The following is a 25,373-nucleotide window of genomic DNA, read 5'->3' as shown; positions in this document are numbered from 1 at the left end:
AGACTCCGGCGCAGGCGTTGGAACTGAGCCTGAGACGCCCGGACGCGGGTGGCGGGCGGTGGCGCCGGGCGGCCTGTTCCGGAGGAGAGGAAGCGATCTTGTTCGTGGAACCTGCGAACTGAGGATTCTTTTTCTCCCCCTTTTCAAGCTTTGAAAAACGATGCCCGGCATAATCGCCCTGCAACCGTTATTGTGCGTGTCATCATTGATGCAGGAGTGCCTTCATGTCCGGTACCGGGTCAGCATCCGGCGGCGAGCCCCGCGAGAACAAGCGCCACCGGCGCCTCGACGTGTTCCCGGCCTTTCACAAGGTCGCGGACCGGCGCGTTGTCGTGGTTGGTCATGGCGGCGAGGCGGCGGCCAAGGTGCGGCTGCTGGGCGAGACCAATGCGCTGATCGAGGTCGTTTCCGCCCACATCGAGCCGGAACTGGCCGAGGTGATGGAGACGGTGGGGGCCACCCATGTGGCGGAGGATTTCCGCCCGCGCCATCTCAACGGCGCTGCGCTGGTGTTTTCCGCCCGCGAGGACGAGGCGCTGGACCGTGCCGTGGTGCAGGCGGCGCGCATTCTCGGCGTGCCGGCCAATGCGGTGGACAAGCCGGAGCTTTGCGATTTCTACACGGGCGCACTGGTCAACCGTGCGCCGATTGCCGTTGCCATCACCTCCACGGGTGTCGGCCCGGTGCTGGCGCGCCACATTCGCGCCCGCATCGAAGGCATGCTGCCGCGTGCCACGGGGGATCTGGCCCGCCTTGCCGAAAGCCTGCGCGACACGGCAGCGAAGGTGCTGACCGATGGCGCGCTGCGCCGCCGGTTCTGGGCGCGGTTCTTTTCCGGTTCCGTCGCCACCAATCTTTACGCTGGGCGCGCCGATGCCGCCCGTGCCGAGGCGCAGCGCCTGCTGAACAGCGCCACGGATGACCGGGGTTTTGTCTGGCTCGTGGGTGCTGGCCCCGGCGCTGAGGATCTTCTGACCCTGCGCGCCCAGCGGCTGCTGCAGGAAGCGGATGTGATCGTGCATGATGCGCTTGTGCCGGACCCGGTGGTTGCCATGGGCCGCCGCGATGCGCAGCGCATTTCCGTCGGCAAGCGCAAGGGTGCCCATTCGGTGCCGCAGGGCGAAATCAACAAGGTGCTGGTGCAACTGGCTGAAGCCGGGCACAAGGTGGTGCGGCTGAAGGCGGGTGATCCGCTGGTGTTCGGCCGTGCGGGCGAGGAAATGGCAGCGCTGCGCGAGGCCGGGATCGGCTTCGAGGTGGTGCCGGGCGTGACGGCAGCCTTTGCGGCGGCGGCCTCTGCTCAGATTCCGCTGACCCTGCGCGGTGTTGCATCCACGCTGGTGTTTGCGACAGGACACAATGCCGAAAGCGAAACCCTGCCAGACTGGGCCAATCTTGCCCTGCGCGGCTCCACCGTTGCGGTCTATATGGGACGCAGCGTGGCGGCGGCCGTGTCGGTGCGGCTGATGGCGGCAGGGCTGAAGCCCACGACGCCGGTTGCGATCATCGAGAACGCCGCCCATCCGGACGAGCGGCAGTTCGCCGGAACGCTGGCCGACCTGCCGCAGCTTGCCGGGCGCAAGGATGTGAATGGCGCCGTGCTGATGGTGATCGGCGAGGCCGTGGGCCATGGCGTGATGGAAAAGGCCGAGCCGATTGCGGCGGCGGCAGAAGCGATCAAGGCGGCCTGACGCGGGCCTGCCGGAATTTTGCAGGCAGCGGGCCCTCCCGCGCCTGATGAGGAGAGAGGCATGAAGGTGATCACCGCCAACCGTCTGATCGACGGCGAGGTCGTGTTTCAGGGCGACAACGGCGCCTGGGTCGAGCTGATCGGCGAGGCGCGTCTGCTCGAGGGCAAGGACGCGGTGGCCGAGGCGCTGGCACTGGCTGCAAAGTCGGTCGCCTCGCGCGAGATCGTTGACCCTTACGACATCGAGATCAAGGACGAGGACGGCAAGCGGGTGCCGGAGCGTCTGCGCGAGAAGATCCGCGCCGCCGGCCCCACCACCCATCCCGCCCTCGGCAAGCAGGCCCGCGCCTGAATAGAACGGCCTGACTAGAGTTAAGGGGCCGGTGCACCGGCATCCGCCCCGCCAGATGACAGATTTTCGGCGCAGCCCGGCTGCCGCCCTGGAGACGCAACATGTACCGCTACGATGAATTTGATCAGGCTTTCGTCAAGGAGCGCACCGCACAGTTTGCCGATCAGGTGCGCCGCCGCCTGTCCGGCGAGCTGACCGAAGACGAGTTCAAGCCGCTGCGCCTGATGAACGGGCTGTATCTGCAGCTTCACGCCTACATGCTGCGCGTCGCCATTCCCTATGGCACGCTCAACAGCCGCCAGATGCGCCGGCTGGCTCACATCGCCCGCACCTATGACAAGGGCTATGGCCACTTCACCACGCGCCAGAACATCCAGTTCAACTGGCCGAGCCTGAAGGACACGCCGCGCATTCTGGAAGAGCTGGCGGAAGTGGAGATGCACGCCATCCAGACCTCCGGCAACTGCATCCGCAATGTCACGGCCGATCATTTCGCCGGTGCAGCCGCCGACGAGATTGCCGATCCGCGCCCCTATGCGGAGATCCTGCGCCAGTGGTCGTCGCTCCATCCGGAGTTCTCGTTCCTGCCGCGCAAGTTCAAGGTGGCCATCACCGGCGCCCCGCATGACCGTGCGGCGGTGCAGGTGCATGACATCGGCCTGCAGCTGACCCGCAACGATAAGGGTGAGACCGGCTTCACCGTCTTCGTCGGCGGCGGGCTGGGCCGCACGCCGATGATCGGCCGCAAGGTGCGCGACTTCCTGCCCGAAGAGGATCTGCTGGCCTATTCGGAAGCGATCCTGCGCGTTTACAATCTCTATGGCCGCCGCGACAACAAGTACAAGGCGCGTATCAAGATCCTCGTGCACGAGACCGGCCTTGAAGAGCTGAAGGCCGATATCGAGGCGGAGTTCGAGAAGATCCGTTATGGCGTGCTGCGCCTGCCGGATGAGGAAGTGCGCCGCATCGAAACCTACTTCGCCCCTCCGGCCCTGGAGCCGCGCAGCGCGGTCAGCGCCAAGGTGGAAGCCCGCGTGGCGGGCGATGCTGCCTTCGCACGCTTTGTTGCGCACAATCTCAACCCGCACCGGGTGCCGGGCTACACCAGCATCACCATCTCCATGAAGCCGATTGGCGGCATTCCGGGTGATGCGACGGACGCGCAGATGGATGTGGTGGCGAACCTTGCCGAGGCCTATGCCTTTGACGAGATCCGCATCAGCCACGAGCAGAACGTCATCCTGCCGCATGTGGCGCTGGATGATCTGCCGGAAATCTTCGACGTGCTGGTGAAGAACGGCCTGGCCGAAGGCAATGCCGGGCTCATCACCGACATCATCGCCTGCCCGGGCATGGATTACTGCGCGCTGGCGACGGCCCGCTCCATCCCGGTGGCGCAGCGTATCTCGGAGCGTTTCGGCGCGCCGGAGCGGCAGAGCGAGATTGGCGAGCTGAAGATCAAGATCTCCGGCTGCATCAACGCCTGCGGCCATCACCATGTGGGCCACATCGGCATTCTCGGCCTCGAAAAGAAGGGCGAGGAGTTCTACCAGATCACCCTCGGCGGCTCGGCCAACGAGAGCTCGTCCATCGGCGAGATCATCGGCCGCGGCTTCTCCTCGGAAGAGGTGGTCGATGCCATCGAGACGCTGGTGGATGCCTATCTCGGCCTGCGCCAGTCACCGCAGGAGACCTTCCTGGAGGTCTACCGCCGCGTTGGCGAAGATCCGTTCAAGGAGGCCCTCTATGGCACTGACTGAGTTGAGCGGCCTCGCCTTCGATCCGGAGCTGGGGCTTGGCGCGGAAGCGCTGGCTTTTGCCCGGCAGTATGAAGGCGAGAGCCCGCAGACGATCCTGCGCGATGCCATCCGCAATCACTATGCGGGGCGCATTGCGCTTGTCTCCAGCTTCGGCGCGGATTCGGCTGTGCTGTTGCACATGGTGTCGGAGATCGATCCGTCAGCGCCGGTAATCTTCGTCGACACGGGCAAGCATTTCCCGCAGACCCTGCGCTACCGCGACCTGCTGGTGGACCGGCTTGGCCTCACCGGCGTGCTTGATGTCCGCCCGGATCCCGAGGCATTGTCGGCGGCAGATCCCGGCGGCATGCTGTGGATGGTAGATACGGATGCCTGCTGCCATGCCCGCAAGGTCGTGCCCCTGGCCACCGCGCTGAAGGGCTTTGATGCCTGGATTTCCGGGCGCAAGCGCTTTCAGAGCAGCACCCGTGCCGCGCTGCCGGTGTTCGAGGTGGAAGAGGGCCGGGTGAAGGTCAATCCGCTGGCCAGCTGGACGGCTTCGGATATTCTGGCCTATGCCAAGGAACATGATCTGCCGCCGCATCCGCTGGTGGCCGAGGGGTACCCTTCCATCGGCTGCCTGCCCTGCACCAGCAAGGTGGCGCCGGGCGAGGACCCGCGCTCGGGCCGCTGGCGCGGCATGGACAAGACCGAATGCGGCATTCACCTGTCTCTCGGCTCCTCCGGCCTGTAAGGCTTGATGAGGCTGCCGGAACCGGATGCCTGATGAATTTTGCGAAGGACGCAATTGATGACCTCGATCTACGCCAACGGCGGCTTCACGCAGGAAAGCTGGGAACGCCTCGACAAGGACGCCGGGCTGCCGGCCCATCCCTTTGCGGAGGGCGTGAAGCTGCTGGTGCCGCAGGCGCGCTTTCTGGCCGGTCCCGATGCCTTTCTGGCGCAGGCCGGTGATATCGCCGTTCTGGTGAGCCCGGGTGATGACGTTGAGGCGCTGGCGCCCTTCGCCGCGCGCCTGCCGCGCATTGCCGTGGAGTTCCCCAAGTTCAGCGATGGCCGGGGCTTTTCCTCCGCCCGCATTCTGCGCGAGCAGATGGGATACGAGGGCGACATCCGCGCCATCGGCGACTTCATCCTCGACCAGATCCCCCTGATGCTCCGCTGCGGCGTCTCCAGCTTCGAGATCACCAAGCCGCATGTGGAAGCCGCGCTCAAGGCAGGCATCTGGCCGGAAGTGACCCACTACCTGCAACCGGTCGGCACCGTCACCGAAATCCCCGCCGGCACCCGCCCCTGGGCCCGCCGCCCCAACAGCGAGCGCAAACTCACCACGGGCGCTGTGGTGGAGTGAGGGCTTTCAGCCCCGCATCCCAACCTCTCCGATGTCATCCCGGACGCGCCTCGCGCGATCCGGGATGACCATATTGAGGTTTCGCCATCCCTCACCCCGGCCTATCCATCGTGGCCGCTGCCGATTTGACGGAGAGGGTGACGAGGGCGATGGCGGGGTCGTCGGGGGAGGTGGACATGGTGAAGCCGAGGTCTTCGCACATGGTCAGCATGCTGGTGTTTTCCTTCAGCACCTCGCCCTTGATGGTGTCGATGCCATCCACCTCCGCATAGCGGATGATCAGCTTCATCAGCGCCCAGCCAAGTCCCCGGCCCTTCAGGTCCGAGCGCACCATCACGGCATATTCGCCGGTCTTGTGGTCCGGGTCCGCATGCAGGCGCACGACGCCGAGAAGATCACCCGTCTCCGGATCAATCGCCGCCAGCGCCATGGCACGGGCATAGTCAAGCTGGGTCAGCCGCGACAGGAAGCGGTGGTCGAAGTCCTTCACCGGCGCAAAGAAACGCAGGCGCAGGTCTTCCGGTGACACCTGCTCGAAGAAGGCGCGGAACAGATCCTCGTCTTCCGGGCGGACGGGGCGGACGAAAACCTTCTCGCCCTCTCTAAGCGTCAGCGTCTGTTCCCACTCCTGCGGATAGGGCGCGATGGCAAGACGGGAGGAGCCTGTGCGTCCGGCCTTCACCGGCGCTTCACCCACCACGATGCGCGCATCCAGCGCCAGCACGCCCTGCGGCAGGGCAACCAGCGGATTGATATCCAGCTCCCGCACCTGCGGCACGTCGATGGTGATCTGCGACAGCTTCATCAGGGTGAGGGCGACGGCCTGCATGTCCCGCTCAGGATGCCCGCGGAACGCCTGGAACAGGCGCGATACGCGGGTGCGGCGGATGAGCTGGTTGGCAAGATTGAGATCCAGCGGTGGCAGTTCCAGCGACACATCACCGGAGACTTCCACGGACGTTCCGCCCTGTCCGAAGGCGATCACCGGCCCGAAGGAAGGATCATCGCCAAGCCCTGCAAACAGCTCCAGCCCATGCTTGGCCTCCAGCATCGGCTGCAGGGTGAAGCCCTCGATCCGCGCCTTGGGATGGGTGCGGGCGACCAGATCAATCAGTTCCTGTGCCGATTGCGCCGCGGCATCGGCGCTTTCGATGCCAAGGCGCACGCCGTCAATATCGGACTTGAAGGGCAGGGCAGTGGACCAGGCCTTGACCACGCAGGCGGGGTAGCGCTCCAGCAGGCTGCCCGCCATCTGCCGCACCTGATCGATGGTGCGGGCGAGATGGGTTTCGATCATCGGCACCCGGTAGGCAAAGAGCAGGGCCGCCGTTTCCGCCGGGTCCAGCATGCTGCGGCCTTCCTTCAGGGCGGCGGTGACGATGGCGCGGGCGTCCTCCACATCGGGCGAGAAGTCGGACGGCAGGCTCGGCGGGGCAGCCATCAGGGCCTCCTGCGCCTCGGCGCTGCGCTTCAGGTAGAGGATGCTGCGCACGGCTTCGGCCGGACTGCCATAGACCGGCACACGGGCGAAATCGAGGGCGGCACGCGGCAGCGGATCTTCGCCCACCATGGCGGCGACCACGGCCTTGCGGCGGCCAAGGCGGCGCTTGTCCTTGTCGGCGGCATTGGCAATGGCGCGGGCCACATCCTCCCCCGGCACAAAGGGGTTGGGCGCCGCCAGAACCAGAACGCCGTCCACCGCCGTGCTTGCCAGCATGGCGGTGACCGCCTGTTCCACGGCCTCGGGCGCGGCGCCTTCGGGCAGGGTCAGCGGGTTGCCGGGCTGGGTGCCCGGACGGATCAGCGGCTGCAGGCTGGCCAGGGTTTCGCCGTCCAGTTCGGCCAGTTCCGCCCGCCCGTCCTGCAGCTTGTCAGCGGCAAGAGTCGCAAGGCTGCGGCCATTGGCGATGACGCCGAGCCTCTGGCATTTCGGCACTTTCAAACGGGTCAGGGTTTCGACCGCTTCGAACAACTCGTCAAGGTCGGCAATGCGCAGGATGCCGGCGCGGCGCAGGGCGCTTTCATAAACCGCATCGGCGCGCGTCAGCCGCCCCGCATGGGTGTTGCCGCTGGCCGCCGCATCACGGCTGCGCCCCGAGCGGATGAGGATGATCGGCTTGCTGCGCGCCGCAGCCCTTGCGGCCGAGAGAAACTTGCGCGGATTGGACACCGCTTCGACATGGAGCAGGATGGCGCGGGTGCGGTAGTCGGAGGCGAAATAGTCGATCAGATCGCCGCCATCCACGTCGCTGCGCTGGCCGAGCGAAGCAACCCCGGAAAAGCCGATCTTGCGGGACGAGGCCCAGGACAGGATGCTGTTGACCACGGCACCGGAGCGGGCGATCAGCGCCAGGTCCCCGGCTTGCGGCGCCTCGCGGGTGGCCAGAAGATTGAGCCCGGAGTGAGGGGCGGCAACGCCGAGGCTGCCGGGGCCGATGAGGCGTACCGCATGGCTCCGGGCTGCCTGCATGGCGGCGGAAACCGTTGCGTCGGGCCAGGATTCATAGCCTGCCGACTGCAGCGCCACGGCCTTTATCCCGCGCGCCGCCGCTTCGGCGATCGTGGCCGGGGCTGCTTCTGCTGGTCCGAGATAGATCAGCAGGTCCGGCGTGAATGTCAGGTCTGCAATGCTGGCAAACATGGGCCAGCTGTCGGCCTCATCCGGGGCTTCTAGATTGATCAGCGCGGTCCGGCCCCGGAAGCCTGAGGCCTGCAAGCGGCTGATGATCAGGCCGGGCAATCCGGCGGCCTGGGCATTGGGCCCGTAGATGGCAAGACTGCCGGGTGCGAAGAGGCCTTCCAGATTACGGATGGTCATGGTCTGAACACTCCGGCAGGACGTGTGATCGGGCTGCGCGGCCGAAGGGTGCCGGGTGCAGCCTCAACAGTCAACAGGGCCCGGCGCAGGCACGGCCTTTCAGTTCCGCTTCCACTTGAGCTATTGCATGCACGCGTCGTGCTTGAAGCCGGAGGCGGCTTGAGGAAAGCCTGCAATCTGGCCACTCCGGCACAGCGGTTCAGCTCCCCTCCCCCTCGTGGGGAGGGGCAAGGGGGTGGGGGGAAAGCCTCTCCGTCTGGCAGGGTATCCATTGATCACAGACAGCTCCCCTCCTGATGTCTCTCCAGGAAAAGGTCCACTTTTCAAATCCTTGCAGGCTCAGAGCCCCCCACCCCTTACCCCTCCCCACGAGGGGGAGGGGGGGCGGAGATCTCTTGCCGGACAGCAACTACATCATTGCGGATGATGTCCGAACTTGATGTGTGAATCCGGTATTCCTCAAAGGGGGAGAGGGGGCTGCGGTCAAGCGGAAGCCCTTCAGCCAGAGGCCCCCGCCCCCTCAATGCGCCATCAGCACCGGCACGGTCATGGCGGCGAGGATGTCGCGGGTGGCGCCGCCGAAGAGGAATTCGCGCACGCGGCTGTGGCCGTAGCCGCCCATCACCACCAGATCCTTGCCGTTGTCGCTGACATAGTTGAGCAGCGTTTCGGCGACGGTGGTCTGGGTGTTGGTGATCACGTCCACGGTGACGTTGAGACCGTGGCGGGCCAGATACGTGGCCATGTCGGCGCCCGGCTCACCGGCCATCTTCGAGCCCTTGTTGATGATCAGCACGGTCACCTTCTTGGCGAGCGCGAGGATCGGCAGGGCCGCTTGAACGGCGCGGGTGGCGGTGGAGCTGCCATCCCAGGCAACCAGCACATTTTCGAATTTCGGTGCCGGGGCGCCGATGTAGGGGATTATCAGCACCGGCACGCCGCTTTCAAACAGGGCCGTTTCGATCAGCAGTTCGCGCATGGGTTCCGGCTGGTCCGGGTTGTCCTGGCCGACGACGATCAGGTCCGTCAGGCGGCAGTGGCGCAGCACCGGTTCCATCGGGCCGCCGGTGATGACTTCGGCCAGCCGGCCTTCCGACTTCACCCCGCCAAGGCGGGCCAGCTCGTTGAAGGTTTCCAGAGACTTCTGGGCAGCGGCGAGCGCGTGCTGGCGGCTCTGCTCGATGAAGTCGACCGGAACGGGCGCTGCGGCAAAAGCCGGCACCACGGGTTCATAGGAAAGGGCAAGGCCGGTCGCATGGGCGTCGCAGCGGGCAGCAAGCTCGATGCCGTATTTCACGGCCTGCTGTTCGCCCGACAGATCGGTCACCATCAGAATGTCTCTCAAAGCCATTTCAAGTCTCCCGTCGCTTGGCCCCTCATGAGCCCTTCAGCTCACAAGCTAGGCCGGCAAGCATGACCGGACATTGACACGGGTCAATTCCGGTCTTGTCAACGCCTGGTCAGGTGTTGCTGCCCCAAAATGAAAATGCCGTTCAACGGGCGATTGTTCCATGGTGCGGCAATACGCAGAGACGAAATGTCTCAGCCCTTTGCGGCCTCTGCGGCGGCGCGGATCTGGCTGAGCGAGGCCGCTGGCGTCAGGGCTTCAGGATCAAGTTTCAGATGCAGCAGCGACAGCCTGCCGCTGGCCTTTGCCCGCTCGAAGGCCGGGCCAAAGTCTTCCGTCACCGTTACGGTTTCCGCATGGGCGCCATAGGCGCGGGCGAGGGCGGCGAAGTCCGGGTTCTCCAGCTTGGTGGCCGAGATGCGGCCCGGATAGTGCCGCTCCTGATGCATGCGGATGGTGCCATACATGCCGTTGTCGATGACGAGCACGATGACAGACGCCCCTTCCTGCGCGGCGGTGCCCAGTTCCTGAATGGTCATCTGCAGGCAGCCGTCACCGGCAAAGCAGACCACATCCTGCTGCGGGAAGGCGAGCTTGGCGGCAATGGCGCCCGGCAGGCCATAGCCCATGGAGCCGGAGGTGGGAGCGGCCTGCGTGCCGAACTGACGGAAGCGGTGGAAACGGTGCAGCCAGGTGGCATAATTGCCCGCGCCATTGGTGAAGATGGTGCCCGGCGCGGCGTTGGCCTCCAGATAGTCCATGACGCCTGCCATCTGCAGGGCGCCCGGCGTCTGCGGCCTTGCGCCCGACCATGCGAGGTAATCCGCGTGAGCTTCGGAAGCGGTGCCTGCGCATTTGTTGCTCACCGGCGGCTGCAGCCCTTCGGCTGCCTTGCAGAAGGCGGTGGGGGAGGCGTTGATGGCAAGGCTGGGGCGGTAGACGCGGCCCAACTCGTCCGGATCCGGATAGACATGAATGAACTGCTGCGAGGGCTGGGGAATGTCCAGCAGCGTGTAGGACTGGCTCGGCATTTCGGACAGGCGCCCGCCCACCAGCAGCACGAGGTCGCTGGCCTTGATGCGGGCCAGCAGCTTCGGATTGGCGCCAATGCCGACGTCACCGGCGTAATTGGGATGCAGGTTGTCGAACAGCATCTGGCGGCGGAAGGAACAGGCGACCGGCAGCTCGAAGCGCTCTGCAAAGCGGGTGAAGGCGGCGACTGCCTCCGCCGTCCAGCGGCTGCCGCCGAGAATGGCGATGGGGCGCTCTGCCGCCCACAGGCGCTTTTGCAGATCGGCCATCTGGGTCAGGCCCGGATGGGTCTCCACCTGCTTCCACGGCTCGGGCTGGGTCGCATCGGCCAGTTCCACCAGTGTGTCTTCCGGCAGGGCGAGAACCACGGGGCCGGGGCGGCCGGAGGTGGCCACGTGATAGGCACGGGAGATGAACTCCGGCACCCGGTCCGCGTGGTCGATTTCCGCCACCCACTTGGCGATGCCGCCGAACATCTGCCGGTAATCGACTTCCTGAAAGGCCTCACGCTCGCGCATGCCGCGTTCGATCTGGCCGATGAAGAGGATCATCGGGATGGAATCCTGCGCCGCCACATGCACGCCCGCCGAAGCATTGGTGGCGCCGGGGCCTCGGGTGACCATGCAGATGCCGGGCCGGCCCGTCAGCTTGCCATGGGCCTCGGCCATCATCGCCGCACCGCCCTCCTGACGGCAGACGGTGACCGGGATATCAGCGTCATGCAGGGCATCGAGAACGGCGAGATAGCTCTCTCCCGGCACACAGAACACCCGCTCCGCGCCATGGGTTTCCAGAGCTTCCACGAGGAGCTGACCGCCGGTCTTCTGTGCCATATCCGTTTTCCCGCTGTTGGTGCAGATGCGCAAGTCTGCCTGCTCTATAGCGCAGGTGAGCGGTGATTGGCACCGGACATGACACCGGCCCCGCACGGCTTTTTGCAATGACTTCATTCCGTTTCAGAATGAAGAGCCGTGAGAGGCCGGAATTTCATCAAGGATCAGACGGGAAGAACGGTGACCACCTGGAATGTGTGCAGCTCACCATCCTCGTCGCGGATCGACACATATTCTCCGGGCTCGAAGGCATGGGAGCCGAAGCGGTAGCCGGCCTCATCGTCATCATCGCCGTCAATGTCATAGCGGAAAGCCCAGGAGCCGCCGGGGCGGTGGACCAGATGGCCGATCTCGTCTTCCTCGCTGCCCCAGAAGCGGCGGACACGGCAATGGTCGCGCGCGGCTTTCCATGCAACGGCGTCGATATGCCCCGTGCCGTCCAGCGGCGCGGTGAATTCATAGCCATGATGTGCCGAGCCATTGGGGAACTCTTTGGTCCGGGCGAGGTTCAGTCTTATCTTCTTCAGGCCGTGGCTTGCGGTCATGGGCGGGTCCCTCCTTGCTTCCCCCGGCGTTCTGCCGGTTCTTCTGACCTCAGACTGGCACAGGACGGCGGCGGGTCATTGAGCAGGATCAATTCGGCAGGCCGGTATCTGCCGCATGGTGAAAGCTGCTGCCGCAGCGGAAAATGGGAGATGCGCATGCCCCCGTCCGAAAACCATCACCCCGGTGATCAGAGCGAAGCCTACGCCTTTCTCGATGCGCTGGTGCGGGCGGAGCCCGGATCGCGGCGGATCGACACCCACGCCAACACCGTGTTCCTGATTGGCGGTGACGCCTACAAGATGAAGCGCGCCGTGCGTTTTCCCTTCCTGGATTATTCGGTGCTTCCCCTGCGCCGCCGGGCGGTGACGGCGGAACTGACCCGCAACCGCCTGTTTGCGCCGGAGCTTTATCCGGGCGAGACAGCGGTGATGCGGCGCGCGGACGGAACGCTGGCGCTGGGCGGAGACGGCGAGCTTGTGGAGCCGCTGGTGCACATGCGCCGCTTTGATGAAAGCGCCACGCTGGACCATGTGGCGGCCAGAGGGCTGCTGCCGCAAGGCCTCACCTCGGCACTGGCGAAAACCTTTGCCGCTGCCCATGCGCTGGCGCCGGTGCGGGATGCAGCGGAGTGGTTTGCCGGGCTTTCCAGCTACGCCGTGCAGAACGAGGCCGCCTTCCGCGCCGCGCCGGAACTGTTTCCTGCCCATGAGGCCGGGGCGCTGGTCTCCGCCACCCGTGCCGCGCTGGCCCGCATCGAGGATCTGGTGCTCCAGCGCGGGCGCAAGGGGCTGGTGCGGCTGGCGCATGGGGATGCGCATCTCGCCAATGTGGTGCTGATTGACGGCGCGCCGGTGCTCTTCGATGCGGTGGAATTTGATGACGGCATTGCCACTGGCGACGTGCTCTATGATCTGGGGTTTGCGCTGATGGACCTGATCGAACGCGGCCAGACGCCTGCCGCCTGCCATCTGCTCAACCGCTATCTCGACCTGACGCAGCTGCCGGAGATGGGCGAGGGGCTGGCGGCGCTGCCGCTTTACATCTCCATGCGCGCTGCCATCCGGGCCAAGATCGCCGCGGCCAGCATCGCCACCCAGCAGGATGCTGCACTGGCCGATGCGCAGCGCGAGGCGGCGCGGGCCTATTTCGCGCTGGCCTGCCGGGCGCTGGAACCGGCAACGCCCCGCCTCATTGCCATTGGCGGGCTCTCCGGCACGGGCAAATCCACGCTGGCGGGGCTGATTGCACCGCATCTGCTGCCGCTGCCGGGGGCACGGGTGCTGCGCAGCGATGTGCTGCGCAAGCGCATGCTGGGGCTTGAGGAAACGAGCCGCGCCCCCGCCTGCGCCTATACGCCGGAGGCGAGTGATGCGGTCTATACGGTGATGATGGCAGAGGCGCGGGCAGCGCTTGCCGCCGGGCACAGCGTCATTCTCGATGCCGTCCACGCCAGGCAGGGCGAGCGGCAGGCGGTGGCGGATCTGGCGGCGGTGATGGAACTGCCTTTCGCCGGGCTCTGGCTGGAGGCTGAGGAAGCCACGCTCAAGGCCCGCGTCAGCACCCGCAAGGGGGATGCGTCGGATGCAACAGTTGAGGTCGTGTCCCGCCAGCTTGCCTATGATCTGGGGCCGGTAGACTGGCAGGTGATCGGGGCGGGCGCAGCCCTTGAGGACACATTGGCCGAGGCGCTCAAGGCGCTGGGTTTAGAGCCCTAAAGCGCGCGCGCCCGCAGCTGCGGCAATAGCCAGAACCACGGCGACGATATCCTTGCGCAGCACCGCCATCACGGCGGCAGCAACCATGAGGCACAGGGCGGCAGGCACGCCGCCCTTCAGCGCGATGGGCAGGATGGTGGAAACGATGATCGCCCCCGGCAAGGCCTCCAGCCCCCGGCGGATGCGCGGGGTCAGCGGCACCTGACCCATGATCCAGTAGCCTGCGGCACGCATCATATAGGTGGCGCCGGTCATGGCCACGACCGTCAGGAAGAACAGGAAATCGACGGAGAAGGGGCTCTCAGCCATCGGATTTTTCCGTTTCCTTTGCCGGTGCAGCGTCAGCGGCATTCGGATCGCTGGCATAGGCCCCGGCGATGGCGCCCGCAATGGCACCCGTCAGCACAAACCAGTAGCCGCCGATCAGCTGCCAGCTGGCAAGGGCCACCACGGCGGCAACGCCCCAGCTCAGCGTCTGGCGGCGTCCCTTCCATAAGGGTACCAGCATGGTGATGAAGAGGGCCGGCATCACCAGATCGAGGCCCCAACGCTGCGGCTCGGCAAACAGCTGGCCGAGGAAATAGCCCGGAATGACGGCCACCGCCCACAGCACCCAGAGCAGCAGCCCGCTGCCCAGATAAATGCCCCAGTCGCTGCCGCCGCCCGCCCGGTAGCGCAGGGCGAGCAGCCAGTTCATGTCGGTGAGGAAATAGAGAGAAGGGTAGACCTGCCACGCGGGTGCGGCCCCCAGCCAGGGCCGCAGCGAGGCGCCCAGCAGCAGCATGCGCAGATTGACCGCGGCGGCAATGCCCGTCATCGCCAGCAGCACGGCAGGTGTCACCGGATCGCGATAAAGCTCCATCGCCACGAACTGCGAGGCCCCGGCAAAGACGAAGGCGTTGATCAGCAGCGTTTCAGCCAGCGTCAGCCCCTTCTGGGCGCAGACCGTGCCGAACACGGCCGCAAATGTGATGATGCCCGGAACGAGCGGCAAGGTCTGCCGCACGCCGAGCATCATGCCGCTTTGGGTAATAGGGGCGCTGTTGTCCGTCATCCTGCCAGTACGCTGTAGATCATCCTGGCTCCGGTGAAGGCAAGAAACGCGGCGAAGACGAGCCTCAGCTTGGCTGGCGGCAAGGTGTGCGCCAGCTTCGCGCCCACGGGGGCCATGAGAAGCGAGCCAGGAATGATCAGAATAAAGCCAAGCAGATTGATATAGCCGAGTGAAAACGGCGGCAAGTCCGGATTGCCATAGCCGAAATAGATGGAGCTGAGCGTGCCGGGCACCGCGATGATGAGGCCGATGGCCGCCGCCGTGCCGACAGCCTTGCGGATCGGATAGGAGAAGAGCGTCAGGATCGGCACACCCAGCGTGCCGCCGCCAATGCCCATCATGACGGAGACGCCGCCGATGATCGCCCCCAGCATCTCGCGGATGGGCGTGCCGGGCAGCTTGTCTGCAATGCCGCTGCCTTCCTTGCGCAGCACCATATTGGCCGAAACCAGCAGCGCCACCGTGCCGAAGACGAGCGACAGCGCGCCGCCGCTGAGATTGCCGGCCAGCGTTGCGCCAGCGATCACACCGGCCGAAATCGGCAGCCACCAGCGCTTCAGCAGGTCCATGTCAACGCTGCCGCGCAGCCAGTGCGCCCGTGCGGAGGAGTAGCCGGTGGCAACGATGGTGGCGAGCGAGGTGCCCACCGCCAGATGCATCACGACTTCCCGCTCCACGCCCACCAGCGGGAAGACATAGTAGAGCACCGGCACGATGACGATGCCGCCGCCGACACCCAGCAAGCCTGCCGCAATGCCGGCGATGGCGCCGGTGGCCAGCAGGGCGGCGGCCAGGGACGCCAGTTCCATGATGTTCGCATTGTCCATGAGTGTTCTGTCCGATTGAAAAAAAAGCGTGCCTGGCCGCGTCCGTCTTGTCGGCAATTCTATTTGAGAGAAGTTTATTGTATGCAATATTGGGGCGCCGTCATCCCTTTTTTCCATGGCCTCGAAATGTGGCTGGGAATGTCCGGCGCGATCTCCCCGGACTGCTGAAAATCGCACGCGCGCCAGAAGGTCTCCGGTCAGATGGCCGGATTTCAATCCGCAGCCAGCGGAGCTGTGATGGAGAAGCAGAATGCTGCCACCCTGGAGATTGCGCGCGATGTGCAGCAGGTTTTGGCCGGTACAGCCGAAGTCTCCGCCAGCATCACCGGCTTCCGCCGGGCGGCGGAAGCGACAGAGGGGCTGCCGCGCGGGTTCTGGTGTTGGCGGGCGGTTCTGCCCGCGGTGCGGAGATGCTGAGGATGGAAGTGGCCCGCTTCACCGTGCGGGTGCGGGCGGTTTGACGCTCACGGACCGCAGGATACGCCGCAAGGGCCGCCGCAGCAGCCTTGGGGCCTTTGCGTGCGGCCGGACGCTGTCCCGGCCGCTCAGGCGTTCAGCAGGAAGTCGTGCCGCCGGGAGGGCTGGGTAACCACCGCCAGCAGAGTTTCCAGTTCGCGGGTGTGAAGATGGAGCAGGGCCAGCGTGTCAACGGCGTGGCTGAGTTCCTGCAGCACTTCGGAGGCGAGCTGAAGACAGCAGTCAGGGGCGGTGACGGTTGTTCCGGCGAAGGCTCTTTCCGGAATATAACCCTCGCTCAGAACGCGCAGGTTCTTGTGCCGGCTGTCCCTGGAAATACGGCCGAACGTATCCTCAACGTCTTCCGTTTCACCTTCGAGGGTCTGGAAGAATTTCCCACCTGTGAAGAACAAGCATCCTGTGAGCCCAAGCCTTGCGTTGTTTCTGAGGCATTGCTGCCCGATCGCACGAATGCTTCCGCATACATCGGGGCCGAGTGCTTGAGGCTTGGCGTCACTCATGTAAGAGATGTGATAAAGCTGCGGCATGCTATCCCCTCCGCTCAATCGTGAGCGAAACTTACGCAGGGGAAATTCAGCCTGAGTTAACTGTGGAACTAAAACTTAAATTTTCGCGAAAGATGTATTTCGGAATAATACAACCTATATACAGCTAAGACTAGAAGGTACTGGAAAGCGCAGAGTTCTGCTAGGGCGCCGTCCCGGACGGAGCCCCGCCTGCGGAGAGGCGGAGTCGCCTCCCGGTTTACCCCGCCAGAAGCGCGTCCTGCTTGCGGCTCGTCTGGGTGATGACGGACAGCAGCGTGCGGATCTCGCGGATATGGAGCTGGTGCTGGGGGAAATCCAGCACGGCACTGATTTCCGTAAGCGCCTCAGCCGTCAGGCTCTGGCCGCCATCGCAGCTGACGGCCATCTCGGGGAACTCGCGCGCCTCAATGGGCCCCTCGCTGAGAACACGGACATCCGTATGCCGGGTATCGCGCGAAATCCGGCCGAATGTGTCTTCCACATCGTCCTGCAATCCTTCGATAACCTGGAGGAAATGCTGCCCCGTAAAGATGATGCAACCCGTCAGTCCCGAAGCGGCATTGGCCTTGAGCGCTGCTGCCGTGATGGCCTCGAAGCCCTGTTCAGGCGTGGGCTGAAGGGCAGACAGCTTTGCAACGCTCAGATAGCAGATGTGATAGAGCCCCGGCATGGAAACCTCCGTGTTCCCGTCGATATCAGGAGCTTACACGCAGGTCTCTCTTCTTCGATTAAGCTTTCAGATAAAATTTAAGGAATTTTCTTTGTGGAAGATTTCAGAATTCGCGCGCCTCGCCGGTCCAGCGGAAGAAGCGTCCCGTTCGTGTAATATCAAAATTCTCGATGAGGCCAACAATGCCGCTGGCCACTTCTTCCGCCGTCAGGTCAGCCTCGCCGCCGCCCATGTCCGTACGCACCCAGCCCGGATCGATCAGGCCGACGGCGATGTTCTCGGGCTCCAGATCGGTGGCAAGGCATTGCATCACCTTGTTCACCGCTGCCTTGGACGCCCGGTAGGCAACCCGGTCGGACTTGGCATAGCCCATCCAGGACATCTGGCTGGAGATGGTCAGGATCCGCGGCTGGGCCGCCTTGCGCAGGCGCGGCAGAAAAGCCTGCGCCACGGCGAGAGGGGCGAGGGTGTTGATCTCCAGCGTGCGCAGGAAACCGTCAAAATCCATGTGGAGGGAGCTTTGATCCTGCCCGTCCGGCCCTATGATCCCGGCGTTGTTGAGCAGAACGTCAATCGCCTGCGGGCTGGAGGCGGCCGATGCGGCAAGGGCGTCCCGGTCGGCCACATCAAACAGCTGCGGACGGAACAGAGGCCCGAGTTCTGCGGCAAGCCGGTCGGCATCCTCTTCCCGCCGCATGCTGCCGAGCACCGTCCAGCCGCGCGCGAGGGCAACCCGTGCAACAGCCAGGCCGATCCCTCTGTTGGCACCTGTGATGAGCATGACCGGCATGGGCAAAACATCTCCTGCACGTGAAAGAAAACGCCGCCGGAAATGACCGGCGGCGATCCGTTGCATGTCAACCTAGGGCGGCCCGGGCCACCCGGCAACGGCACAGATCAAATCCGGACCAGTCAGCTCTGCCGCTGAGATGGCTGGCGTCAGTCTCCGGGAAACAGGATGTCCTCATAGTCCCGCGCTCCGTTGAGGATGTGAAGAACATCGATCCGCTCTGCCGCAACCCGGTAGAAAATCAGGTAACGCCCATGCGGGCGGCGGCGTATGCCGCTTGCGGCATGGCGCGGCACGAGCGGAAAGGCGTGCGGCATGGCGGAGAGAGAGCGGCAGCCTTCCAGAAGCTCCTGTACGAAGCTGACAGCGCGGACCGGGTTGTCCTGCGCGATGTAGCCCGCGATCCGGTCAAGGTCTTCCCGTGCCTCATTAGTGATGAGGACGATCACTTGCCCCGGTCTTCTGCCCGGTCTTCGGCTTGGTCTTCTGCCTGGACTTCCGTCATGCGCCGGTATTTCGCCAGAAGGTCACGCTCGACCTCGTCCACCGGCTGGCTGCGCCCGGCATCGGCATCGGAAAGACCGCGGTTGAGGGCGGCATCAAGGGCGGCCAGTCTCTTTTCCCGCTCTTCAACGAGGCGCACGCCTTCACGCAGAACCTCGCTGCGCGAATTGTAGCGGCCCTGCTTCACGAGGCTCGTGACATAGGCTTCCAGCCTGTCACCAAGATTTGCGCTGCTTGCCATGCCGGTTCCTTCACATGATCCCGGACCATATCATGGGCTGATAACAGTTATCAACGCAGCGGAGGAAGCCCGGACGGCAAGGGGCGCGATACACCTTGCCGTCCGGAGTGATGCGGATTTCTTGCCGCCGCTCAGAGCGTGATGCGGTAGCGGGCGAAGCCGTCGGCGCCGTCGCCTGCCGGTTCGATCTTCACGCCCTTGACGGAAGCCGCATGGGCCTTGCCGCCGGGGCCGGTGTCGAACAGGACCGTGGTGCCGGGCATGGGCTTGAAGGTCCAGTTGTCATCGGCGCTCGGGCTGATCGTGCCCTTCTCGACGATGTAGCGGACCAGCGCATCGCGGTTGGTGTCGGGACCGGCGAAGATGACGACACTGTCGTTGATGCCCGGGAAGCTGCCGCCGCCGCTGGCACGGTAGTTGTTGGTCACGACAACGAACTTCTGCTCCGGATCAACCGGTGCGCCGTTGTAGGCGAGGTTGACGATGCGGTTCGCTTCCGCATTGAGCACCTCGCCCTTTTCGCCATATTTCGACGGCTGCGACAGGTCCACCTGATAGGTGACGCCATCGATGATGTCGAAGTTGTAGCTCGGGAAGGTGGGCTCGATCAGCATCTCGTCGCTCGCGCCCGGCGCGATCTGGCGGAAGATGCCGGCAGAGCGCTCCAGCCACTCCTTCACATCCTTGCCGGTGATCGCGACGGCCTGAACCGTGTTGGGATAGAGGTAGAGATCGGCAACGTTCTTGATGGCCACATCGCCCACCGGCACATCGGTGTAGTATTCGGGGCCGCCGCGTCCGCCTGCCTTGAAGGGGGCGGCTGCGGAGAGGACCGGCAGGCTTTCCCATTCGGTGCCCTTGAGCATTTCGGTGATGTACCAGATCTGCGCCTGCGAGACGATCTGCACGCTTGGATCATCGGCCACCAGCGCGAAATAGGAATGCAGCGGCGCGTCGGTCTTGCCGACCGGGCGGCGCACATAGGCAAGCGTCGCCTCATGCTCGGCCTTCACGGCGTCCAGCACGTCGTCCTGGCTGTCCACGGTTGGGGTGACCGTGCGGCCTTCCTTCGTGTAGATCGGCCGCGCTTCGGTGCTGAAGCCGGTGATGCGCCAGCTGTCGCCGTCCCGCGCCAGCATCAGGTCGATGACGCCCAGATGCGAGCCCCAGAAGCCGCCCATGGCAGCGGGCTTGCCGAAGAGCGTGCCCTTGGCCGTGTCGACACCTTCCTGGCCGTCAAAGGCGGTGCCGGGGAAGACGAGATGCTGGTGGCCGGTGAAGATGGCATCGATGCCCTCGACAGCGGCCAGGTGCAGCGAGGCGTTTTCCATGCCGCCGGCATAGGTCTCGGCCGAGATGCCGGAGTGGGAGAGGGCGATCACGATGTCGCAGCCCTGCTCGCGCATTTCCGGCACGAAGGCCTTCGCCGTCTCCACGATGTCGCGGGCGTTGACATTGCCTTCCAGATGCTTGCGGTCCCAGTTCATGACCTGGGGCGGCACGAAACCGATGAAGCCGATGCGGATCGGATAGTCCTTGCCCGAGCCGTCCCGGATGGTCTTGTCGACGATGACATAGGGCTTCAGCAGCGTGGTGTCGCTGCGCGGACCGGCGGAAAGCTGACCCTTGGCAAGGTTGGCGCAGACGACCGGGAAATTGGCACCGGCCAGAACCTTGTCGAGGAACTCGAGGCCGTAGTTGAATTCGTGGTTGCCGAGGGTCGCCGCGTCATAGTCCAGCACATTCATGCCCTGGATCACCGGATGCAGATCACCGGCCTTCATGCCGCGCTCATAGGCAATGTAGTCGCCCATCGGATTGCCCTGCAGGAAGTCGCCATTGTCGACCAGTACAGAGTTGGTGGCTTCATTGCGGATGGCGCGGATCAGAGAGGCCGTGCGGGCAAGGCCTGCGGTGTCCACCGGCTTGTCGGCGTAATAGTCGTAAGGAAAGACGTGGACATGCAGGTCGGTCGTCTCCATCAGGCGCAGGTGCGCCGTGCCTTCCTGCGCACGCAGGGAATAGGGATGAAGGGCGGCGGCAAAGCCGGTGGCAGCTGCACCCAGCAGCAGGCCGCGCCGGGTGAGACGGGGGGAAAGCAACTCGTTCATGCCGTAATCTCTTCGCAAGGCCGAAGCCTGTGGAACGGGGAAGGGCAGGCCGCTCAGTGCCTGCAGGGCCAAGTTGTAGGCCCGCAATCTTGTCGGTGCAATGACGGTAGCGGCATCGGGCGCGATTGACGGGGGCGGGTGAGAGGCTAAGTTACGGCACAAGGAGAGCGGGGTGCTTCGCACAAGCCCGCAAGCAGACAGGACGCCTTCAGCATGAGCGAACAGATCAAGGCGGCAGTGCATCAGGCGCTGTCGCGCATTCCCGGCCCGGACGGAACCAGTGACATCGTATCGCTTGGCCTCGTGTCCGATGTGTTTGTGTCCGATGGCCGCGTGGCCTTTTCCATCACGGTGCCGGCCGAAAAGGCCCGCCAGCTGGAGCCGCTGCGCCAGGCGGCCGAGACTGCGGTGAAGGCCGTGCCCGGCGTTGAAAAGGCGATGGTGGCGCTGACGGCAGAGCGCACCTCCGGTTCAGCTTCTGCCTCTGCTCCGGCGCCGCAGCCGCACAGCCATGCTCACGGTCACTCTCATGGCCACTCCCATGCCCAGCCGGCTGCTCAGCCGCGCGCGCCGCAGCCGCAAGGCGCAGGGCCTGCCAAGGCAGGCGTGCCGGGCGTGGCGCATATCATTGCCGTGGCTTCCGGCAAGGGCGGCGTCGGCAAGTCGACCACCACGGCCAACCTTGCGCTGGCGATGAAGGCCAATGGCCTGAAGGTGGGTGTTCTGGATGCCGATATCTACGGCCCTTCCGTGCCGCGCCTCTTCGGCGTTTCCGGCCGGCCGGAGCCGGTGAGCGGGCGCATCATCAAGCCGCTGGAGGGTCATGGGCTCAAGGTCATGTCCATCGGCTTCATGGTCGAGGAAGATACGCCGATGATCTGGCGCGGGCCGATGGTCATGTCGGCGCTGACCCAGATGCTGCGGGAAGTGGCCTGGGGCGAGCTGGACGTGCTGGTGGTGGACATGCCCCCCGGCACGGGCGATGCCCAGCTGACCATGGCCCAGCAGGTGCCGCTGTCGGGTGCTGTCATCGTTTCCACGCCGCAGGATCTGGCGCTGATCGACGCGCGCAAGGGGCTGAACATGTTCCGCCGCGTCGATGTGCCGGTGCTCGGCATCATCGAGAACATGAGCTATTTCGTCGCCCCGGATACAGGCAAGCGCTACGACATCTTCGGCCATGGCGGCGCCAAGGCGGAGGCGGAGCGGCTGAACCTGCCGTTCCTTGGCGAAGTGCCGCTCGACATGGACATCCGCATCAACTCCGACGCAGGCACGCCGATTGTTGTGGCAGACCCGCAAGGTGCACATGCCGCCGTCTACCGGGACATTGCCGCGAAGGTCTGGGCCAGTGTGACGGGAGAAACAGGCGAGGTCCGCCGCGCCCCGCCGCGCATCGTCATCGACTGACGCCGTTTTCCGCCTGTGCTGCCGTGCTTCCCGCACTGCGGCACAGGTGGATGGTTGACCTTTGCATATAAAGGCGGGAAAGATTTCCCACGTCTTCCGCTTGTGGCACCTGTTCCGTGCCCGGCGCTCCCGGATCAGGATTGTCACGTGGATCTTCGAGAAAACAGCAAGGCCATCACGGCAATGTTGCTGGCTATGGCTGCATTCCTCACCAATGACGCCGTCGTCAAATTCGTTCACGACGAGCTGCCGCTCGGCCAGATCATCGTCATGCGCAGCGTCTTTGCCTGCGTACTGATTTATGCCGCATCGGTTGCCACTGGGGTGCACCGGGAATTCCGGCATCTGGCGCATCCCACCGTGGGCTGGCGGACACTGGGCGAGCTGGGGGCAACCTTCTTCTATCTGGTGGCTCTCATCCATCTGCCGATTGCCAACATCACCGCTGTTCTGCAGTCCCTGCCGCTGCTGGTGACGGCGGCCGCCGCCATCTTCCTCGGTGCGGCGGTCGGCTGGCGGCGCTGGACGGCCATCGGCATCGGCTTTGCCGGTGTGCTGATCATCATCCGGCCCGGTGTCTCCGGCTTCAACGAATGGTCGCTCGTCGCCCTGTGCGGCGTGTTCTGCATGGTGCTGCGCGATCTTTCGACACGGCGGATGCCGCAGGCCATTCCCACCTTCGGCGTCACGCTCGTCACCTGCTTCGGTGTCATGGCGCTGGGCGGGGTAATGGTGCTGTTCGAGGGCTGGCAGCCGATGACGGTCCGCCAGCTCGGCATCATTGCCGCTGGCTCCCTGTTCCTGCTCGCGGGCTATATCTTCATCATCATCGCCATGCGGCTGGGGGATATCGCTGTCGTGTCCCCCTTCCGTTACTCCAGCATTCTCTGGGCCATTCTGATTGGCTACATGGTCTGGAGCGAAGTGCCGGATGCGCTGACGCTGTTTGGCACATCCATCGTGGTGGCAACGGGCGTCTACACCTTCATCCGCGAGCGCAAGCTGGCGCAGCAGGGGCAGGGCTGAACCATGGATGCGGCCGCGAACGCGCAGATGCAGGGTGCCGGGCAGACGCCCTCCGGCGGGCGCCGTCCTCCGGTGGCGATCCTGATTGCCATCTCCACGATCAGCCCGCTGGCGATGAACATCTATCTGCCGTCCCTGCCGGGCATGATCAAGGCGCTGGAAAGCACGGCCGCCGAGGTGCAGCTCACCATGTCGCTTTATCTGGCGGCGGTGGGTCTGTCGCAGCTTGTGCTGGGGCCCATATCCGACCGCTATGGCCGCCGCCCGGTGGTGGTGACCGGCATGGCCGTCTTTGTGATCGGCACGCTCATCTGCCTGGCCGCAACGACGGTCGAAACCGTCATTTTTGGGCGCATCGTGCAGGCTGCGGGCGGCTGTGCCGGGCTGGTGCTGGGCCGTGCCATCGTGCGCGATCTTTATGAGCGCGAACAGGCCGCCAGCATGATCGGCTACGTCACCATGGGCCTTGCGGTGGGCCCCATGCTCGCCCCCGCCATGGGCGGGGCGCTGGATGGTGTCGCCGGGTGGAAGGGTGGCTTCTATCTGATGCTGGCCATCGGCATTGCGGTCACGCTCGCGGCCTGGGCCTGCCTGCATGAAACCCATCACGACCGCAGCCAGTCCGCCAGCATCACCAGCCTTCTGGCCAGCTACAGGGCGCTGAGCCGGGAGCGGCTGTTCTGGGCCTTCGCCTGCACCTCCATGTTCACCTCGGCGGTCTATTTCGCCTTCCTCGGCGGGGCTCCCTTCATCGCCTCGGAAGTGCTGGAGATGACACCGCTGACCATGGGCCTCTATTTCATGATGGTGGCAGGCGGCTATATCGCGGGCAACGGTCTGTCAGGCCGCTTCGCGGCGCGCATTGGTGTGCTGCGCATGATCACCATAGGCTCACTGATGCCCGTCGCCACGGTGGTGCTGGCCGCTGCCCTCTTCAGCGCAGGCATCTATCATCCCTTCTCGCTGTTCCTGCCCATGTGCATTCTGGGCCTCGGCAACGGCATCTGCCTGCCCAGTGCCCTGTCCGGCGCCGTCAGTGTGCGCCCGGATCTGGCTGGTGCCGCATCAGGCCTTGCCGGCAGCATGCAGATCGGCCTTGGCGCCGGTGTTTCGGCGCTGGTGGCCTGGATGCTGTCTCAGAGCATGTATCCCGGCACGGTCTGGCCGCTGCTGGTGGTCATGGGCGGCTGTGTGACGCTGACACTCGTGTCCGTCGTCGCCTGCTACCGCAGCGAAGGGGGATAGGGCGGGGACAGACCCCGCTCAGCCGCCGGTGACGCTCATGTGCCGGGAAACAGACGGGCGGTTGGTGCGCCGGTCGATGACGAAATCATGCCCCTTCGGCTTGCGGCCGATGGCCTCATCAATGGTGCGCGACAGAAGCTCATCCCCTTCGGAAGCGCGCAAGGGCGCGCGCAGGTCGGCGCTGTCGTCCTGTCCGAGGCACATGTAGAGCATGCCCGTGCAGGTGATGCGCACCCGGTTGCAGCTTTCGCAGAAATTATGCGTCATCGGCGTGATGAAACCTATGCGCCCGCCGGTTTCCTCGATCCGCATGTAGCGGGCCGGGCCGCCGGTCTTGTAGGGAATGCCGGTGAGCGTGAAGCGCTCTGAGAGCCGCGCCCGCACTTCGCTCAAGGGCAGATACTGGTCCGTGCGGTCGCCGTCGATCTCGCCCATGGGCATGGTCTCGATCAGCGTCAGGTCATGGCCTTCGCCATGGGCCCATTCCAGCATCGGGACAATTTCGTCCTCGTTGATGCCCTTCAGCGCCACCATGTTGATCTTGATCGACAGGCCTGCCGCCTTGGCAGCCTTGATGCCTTCCATCACCTTCGGGAGATCGCCCCAGCGGGTGATGGCGCGGAAACGGTCTGCATCCAGCGTATCGACGGAGACATTGAGGCGCCGCACGCCAGCATCGGCAAGCTCCGCGGCATAGCGGGCGAGCTGCGAGCCGTTGGTCGTCAGCGTCAGTTCGTCCAGCGCGCCCGACTGCAGATGCCGGGAGAGGGAGCGGATCAGCCCCATGATGCCCTTGCGCACCAGCGGTTCGCCGCCGGTCAGCCGCAGGCGGCGCACACCCTTGCCGATGAAGGCGCTGCACAGGCGGTCCAGTTCCTCCAGCGACAGCACCTCGCGCTTGGGCAGAAAGGTCATGTCCTCCGCCATGCAATAGACACAGCGGAAATCGCAGCGGTCCGTCACCGAGACGCGCAGATAGGAAATGTCGCGGCCGAACGGATCGGTCATGCGCGGAAAGGCCGCGGCGTCATTCATCTGTCTCTCCC

24 protein-coding genes are annotated in these 25,373 nt (G+C 64.9%); 10 read left to right on the top strand and 14 right to left on the bottom strand.

Annotated features, from left to right (window positions below):
- Positions 1-224 precede the first annotated feature (224 nt).
- The 5 genes from cysG (at position 225) to ACVNHC_RS02850 (ending at position 5,153) form a co-directional block, all read left to right on the top strand.
- Positions 225-1,691 (top strand): siroheme synthase CysG, encoded by a 1,467-nt coding sequence (gene cysG, locus ACVNHC_RS02870; RefSeq protein ID WP_457166383.1) that lies wholly within the window; start codon positions 225-227, stop codon positions 1,689-1,691.
- A gap of 60 nt (positions 1,692-1,751) precedes the next feature.
- Complete coding sequence (locus ACVNHC_RS02865) at positions 1,752-2,042, top strand: DUF2849 domain-containing protein (protein ID WP_374630237.1); 291 nt, start codon at positions 1,752-1,754, stop codon at positions 2,040-2,042.
- Between the two features lie 101 nt (positions 2,043-2,143).
- Positions 2,144-3,802, top strand: a complete 1,659-nt coding sequence (locus tag ACVNHC_RS02860) for a nitrite/sulfite reductase (protein ID WP_457166382.1) — start codon at positions 2,144-2,146, stop codon at positions 3,800-3,802.
- Positions 3,789-4,535, top strand: coding sequence for a phosphoadenylyl-sulfate reductase (locus tag ACVNHC_RS02855; protein WP_058897922.1), 747 nt, complete (start codon positions 3,789-3,791; stop codon positions 4,533-4,535). Before ACVNHC_RS02860 ends, ACVNHC_RS02855 begins: the two co-directional genes overlap by 14 nt.
- Positions 4,536-4,592: 57 nt before the next feature.
- A complete protein-coding gene (locus ACVNHC_RS02850; RefSeq protein WP_457166381.1) occupies positions 4,593-5,153 on the top strand; it encodes a DUF934 domain-containing protein in 561 nt (186 codons plus the stop codon).
- Positions 5,154-5,244: 91 nt separating this feature from the next.
- On the opposite strand, the gene ACVNHC_RS02845 is transcribed toward ACVNHC_RS02850, so the two are convergent.
- The 4 genes from ACVNHC_RS02845 to ACVNHC_RS02830 all read right to left on the bottom strand — a co-directional run bounded on the left by ACVNHC_RS02845 (position 5,245) and on the right by ACVNHC_RS02830 (position 11,729).
- The gene (locus tag ACVNHC_RS02845; RefSeq protein WP_457166380.1) at positions 5,245-7,971 is read right to left on the bottom strand and encodes a bifunctional acetate--CoA ligase family protein/GNAT family N-acetyltransferase; all 2,727 of its coding nucleotides are present in this window, start codon (positions 7,969-7,971) and stop codon (positions 5,245-5,247) included.
- A gap of 520 nt (positions 7,972-8,491) precedes the next feature.
- Positions 8,492-9,322: a universal stress protein gene (locus tag ACVNHC_RS02840; RefSeq protein ID WP_050472108.1), complete on the bottom strand. Its 831-nt coding sequence runs from the start codon at positions 9,320-9,322 to the stop codon at positions 8,492-8,494.
- 191 nt (positions 9,323-9,513) lie between these two features.
- Positions 9,514-11,184 carry a thiamine pyrophosphate-binding protein gene (locus ACVNHC_RS02835; RefSeq protein WP_058900517.1) on the bottom strand — a complete coding sequence of 557 codons (1,671 nt, stop codon included), beginning with the start codon at positions 11,182-11,184 and terminating at the stop codon, positions 9,514-9,516.
- 164 nt (positions 11,185-11,348) lie between these two features.
- On the bottom strand, positions 11,349-11,729 hold the full coding sequence (locus ACVNHC_RS02830; RefSeq protein ID WP_019963286.1) for a hypothetical protein: 381 nt from the start codon (positions 11,727-11,729) through the stop codon (positions 11,349-11,351).
- 156 nt (positions 11,730-11,885) lie between these two features.
- Between ACVNHC_RS02830 and ACVNHC_RS02825 the strand changes: the two genes are divergently transcribed.
- Positions 11,886-13,445, top strand: coding sequence for a bifunctional aminoglycoside phosphotransferase/ATP-binding protein (locus tag ACVNHC_RS02825; RefSeq protein ID WP_457166379.1), 1,560 nt, complete (start codon positions 11,886-11,888; stop codon positions 13,443-13,445).
- On the opposite strand, the gene ACVNHC_RS02820 is transcribed toward ACVNHC_RS02825, so the two are convergent.
- From ACVNHC_RS02820 to ACVNHC_RS02810, 3 genes are read right to left on the bottom strand one after another with little or no spacing between them, the layout of a single operon-like run.
- Positions 13,434-13,754: an AzlD family protein gene (locus ACVNHC_RS02820; RefSeq protein ID WP_094462399.1), complete on the bottom strand. Its 321-nt coding sequence runs from the start codon at positions 13,752-13,754 to the stop codon at positions 13,434-13,436. The genes ACVNHC_RS02825 and ACVNHC_RS02820 overlap by 12 nt on opposite strands.
- Positions 13,747-14,499 carry an AzlC family ABC transporter permease gene (locus ACVNHC_RS02815; protein ID WP_457166378.1) on the bottom strand — a complete coding sequence of 251 codons (753 nt, stop codon included), beginning with the start codon at positions 14,497-14,499 and terminating at the stop codon, positions 13,747-13,749. The genes ACVNHC_RS02820 and ACVNHC_RS02815 overlap by 8 nt, the downstream gene beginning before the upstream one ends.
- Positions 14,496-15,326 (bottom strand): sulfite exporter TauE/SafE family protein, encoded by an 831-nt coding sequence (locus ACVNHC_RS02810; RefSeq protein WP_050472105.1) that lies wholly within the window; start codon positions 15,324-15,326, stop codon positions 14,496-14,498. Before ACVNHC_RS02810 ends, ACVNHC_RS02815 begins: the two co-directional genes overlap by 4 nt.
- Positions 15,327-15,563: 237 nt before the next feature.
- Between ACVNHC_RS02810 and ACVNHC_RS02805 the strand changes: the two genes are divergently transcribed.
- Entirely contained in the window at positions 15,564-15,743 is a 180-nt protein-coding gene (locus ACVNHC_RS02805; RefSeq protein ID WP_457166377.1) for a hypothetical protein, read from the top strand.
- 128 nt (positions 15,744-15,871) lie between these two features.
- Here ACVNHC_RS02805 and ACVNHC_RS02800 read toward each other — a convergent pair whose 3' ends face one another.
- From ACVNHC_RS02800 to ACVNHC_RS02775, 6 genes are all read right to left on the bottom strand, one after another.
- Positions 15,872-16,330, bottom strand: coding sequence for a BLUF domain-containing protein (locus ACVNHC_RS02800; RefSeq protein WP_082205849.1), 459 nt, complete (start codon positions 16,328-16,330; stop codon positions 15,872-15,874).
- A gap of 217 nt (positions 16,331-16,547) precedes the next feature.
- Positions 16,548-17,000, bottom strand: coding sequence for a BLUF domain-containing protein (locus ACVNHC_RS02795; RefSeq protein ID WP_457166376.1), 453 nt, complete (start codon positions 16,998-17,000; stop codon positions 16,548-16,550).
- A gap of 103 nt (positions 17,001-17,103) precedes the next feature.
- Complete coding sequence (locus tag ACVNHC_RS02790; RefSeq protein ID WP_050472101.1) at positions 17,104-17,790, bottom strand: SDR family oxidoreductase; 687 nt, start codon at positions 17,788-17,790, stop codon at positions 17,104-17,106.
- A 149-nt stretch (positions 17,791-17,939) separates the two neighbouring features.
- Positions 17,940-18,239, bottom strand: coding sequence for a type II toxin-antitoxin system RelE/ParE family toxin (locus tag ACVNHC_RS02785; RefSeq protein WP_457166375.1), 300 nt, complete (start codon positions 18,237-18,239; stop codon positions 17,940-17,942).
- The gene (locus tag ACVNHC_RS02780) at positions 18,236-18,535 is read right to left on the bottom strand and encodes a type II toxin-antitoxin system ParD family antitoxin (RefSeq protein ID WP_457166374.1); all 300 of its coding nucleotides are present in this window, start codon (positions 18,533-18,535) and stop codon (positions 18,236-18,238) included. Before ACVNHC_RS02780 ends, ACVNHC_RS02785 begins: the two co-directional genes overlap by 4 nt.
- Before the next feature lie 131 nt (positions 18,536-18,666).
- Positions 18,667-20,646 carry a bifunctional 2',3'-cyclic-nucleotide 2'-phosphodiesterase/3'-nucleotidase gene (locus ACVNHC_RS02775; RefSeq protein ID WP_457166373.1) on the bottom strand — a complete coding sequence of 660 codons (1,980 nt, stop codon included), beginning with the start codon at positions 20,644-20,646 and terminating at the stop codon, positions 18,667-18,669.
- Between the two features lie 213 nt (positions 20,647-20,859).
- Between ACVNHC_RS02775 and ACVNHC_RS02770 the strand changes: the two genes are divergently transcribed.
- The 3 genes from ACVNHC_RS02770 to ACVNHC_RS02760 all read left to right on the top strand — a co-directional run bounded on the left by ACVNHC_RS02770 (position 20,860) and on the right by ACVNHC_RS02760 (position 24,327).
- A complete protein-coding gene (locus ACVNHC_RS02770; RefSeq protein WP_058897916.1) occupies positions 20,860-22,056 on the top strand; it encodes an Mrp/NBP35 family ATP-binding protein in 1,197 nt (398 codons plus the stop codon).
- 147 nt (positions 22,057-22,203) lie between these two features.
- Positions 22,204-23,082: a DMT family transporter gene (locus ACVNHC_RS02765; protein WP_247647856.1), complete on the top strand. Its 879-nt coding sequence runs from the start codon at positions 22,204-22,206 to the stop codon at positions 23,080-23,082.
- Positions 23,083-23,085: 3 nt separating this feature from the next.
- Entirely contained in the window at positions 23,086-24,327 is a 1,242-nt protein-coding gene (locus ACVNHC_RS02760; protein WP_457166372.1) for a multidrug effflux MFS transporter, read from the top strand.
- An 18-nt stretch (positions 24,328-24,345) separates the two neighbouring features.
- Here the strand turns inward: ACVNHC_RS02760 and moaA are convergent, their stop codons facing one another.
- The gene (gene moaA, locus ACVNHC_RS02755) at positions 24,346-25,362 is read right to left on the bottom strand and encodes a GTP 3',8-cyclase MoaA (protein WP_457166371.1); all 1,017 of its coding nucleotides are present in this window, start codon (positions 25,360-25,362) and stop codon (positions 24,346-24,348) included.
- Between the last annotated feature and the right edge of the window lie 11 nt (positions 25,363-25,373).

It is taken from the genome of Pannonibacter sp. Q-1, assembly GCF_054073275.1.
This window is presented reverse-complemented; position numbering and strand designations above follow the sequence as displayed.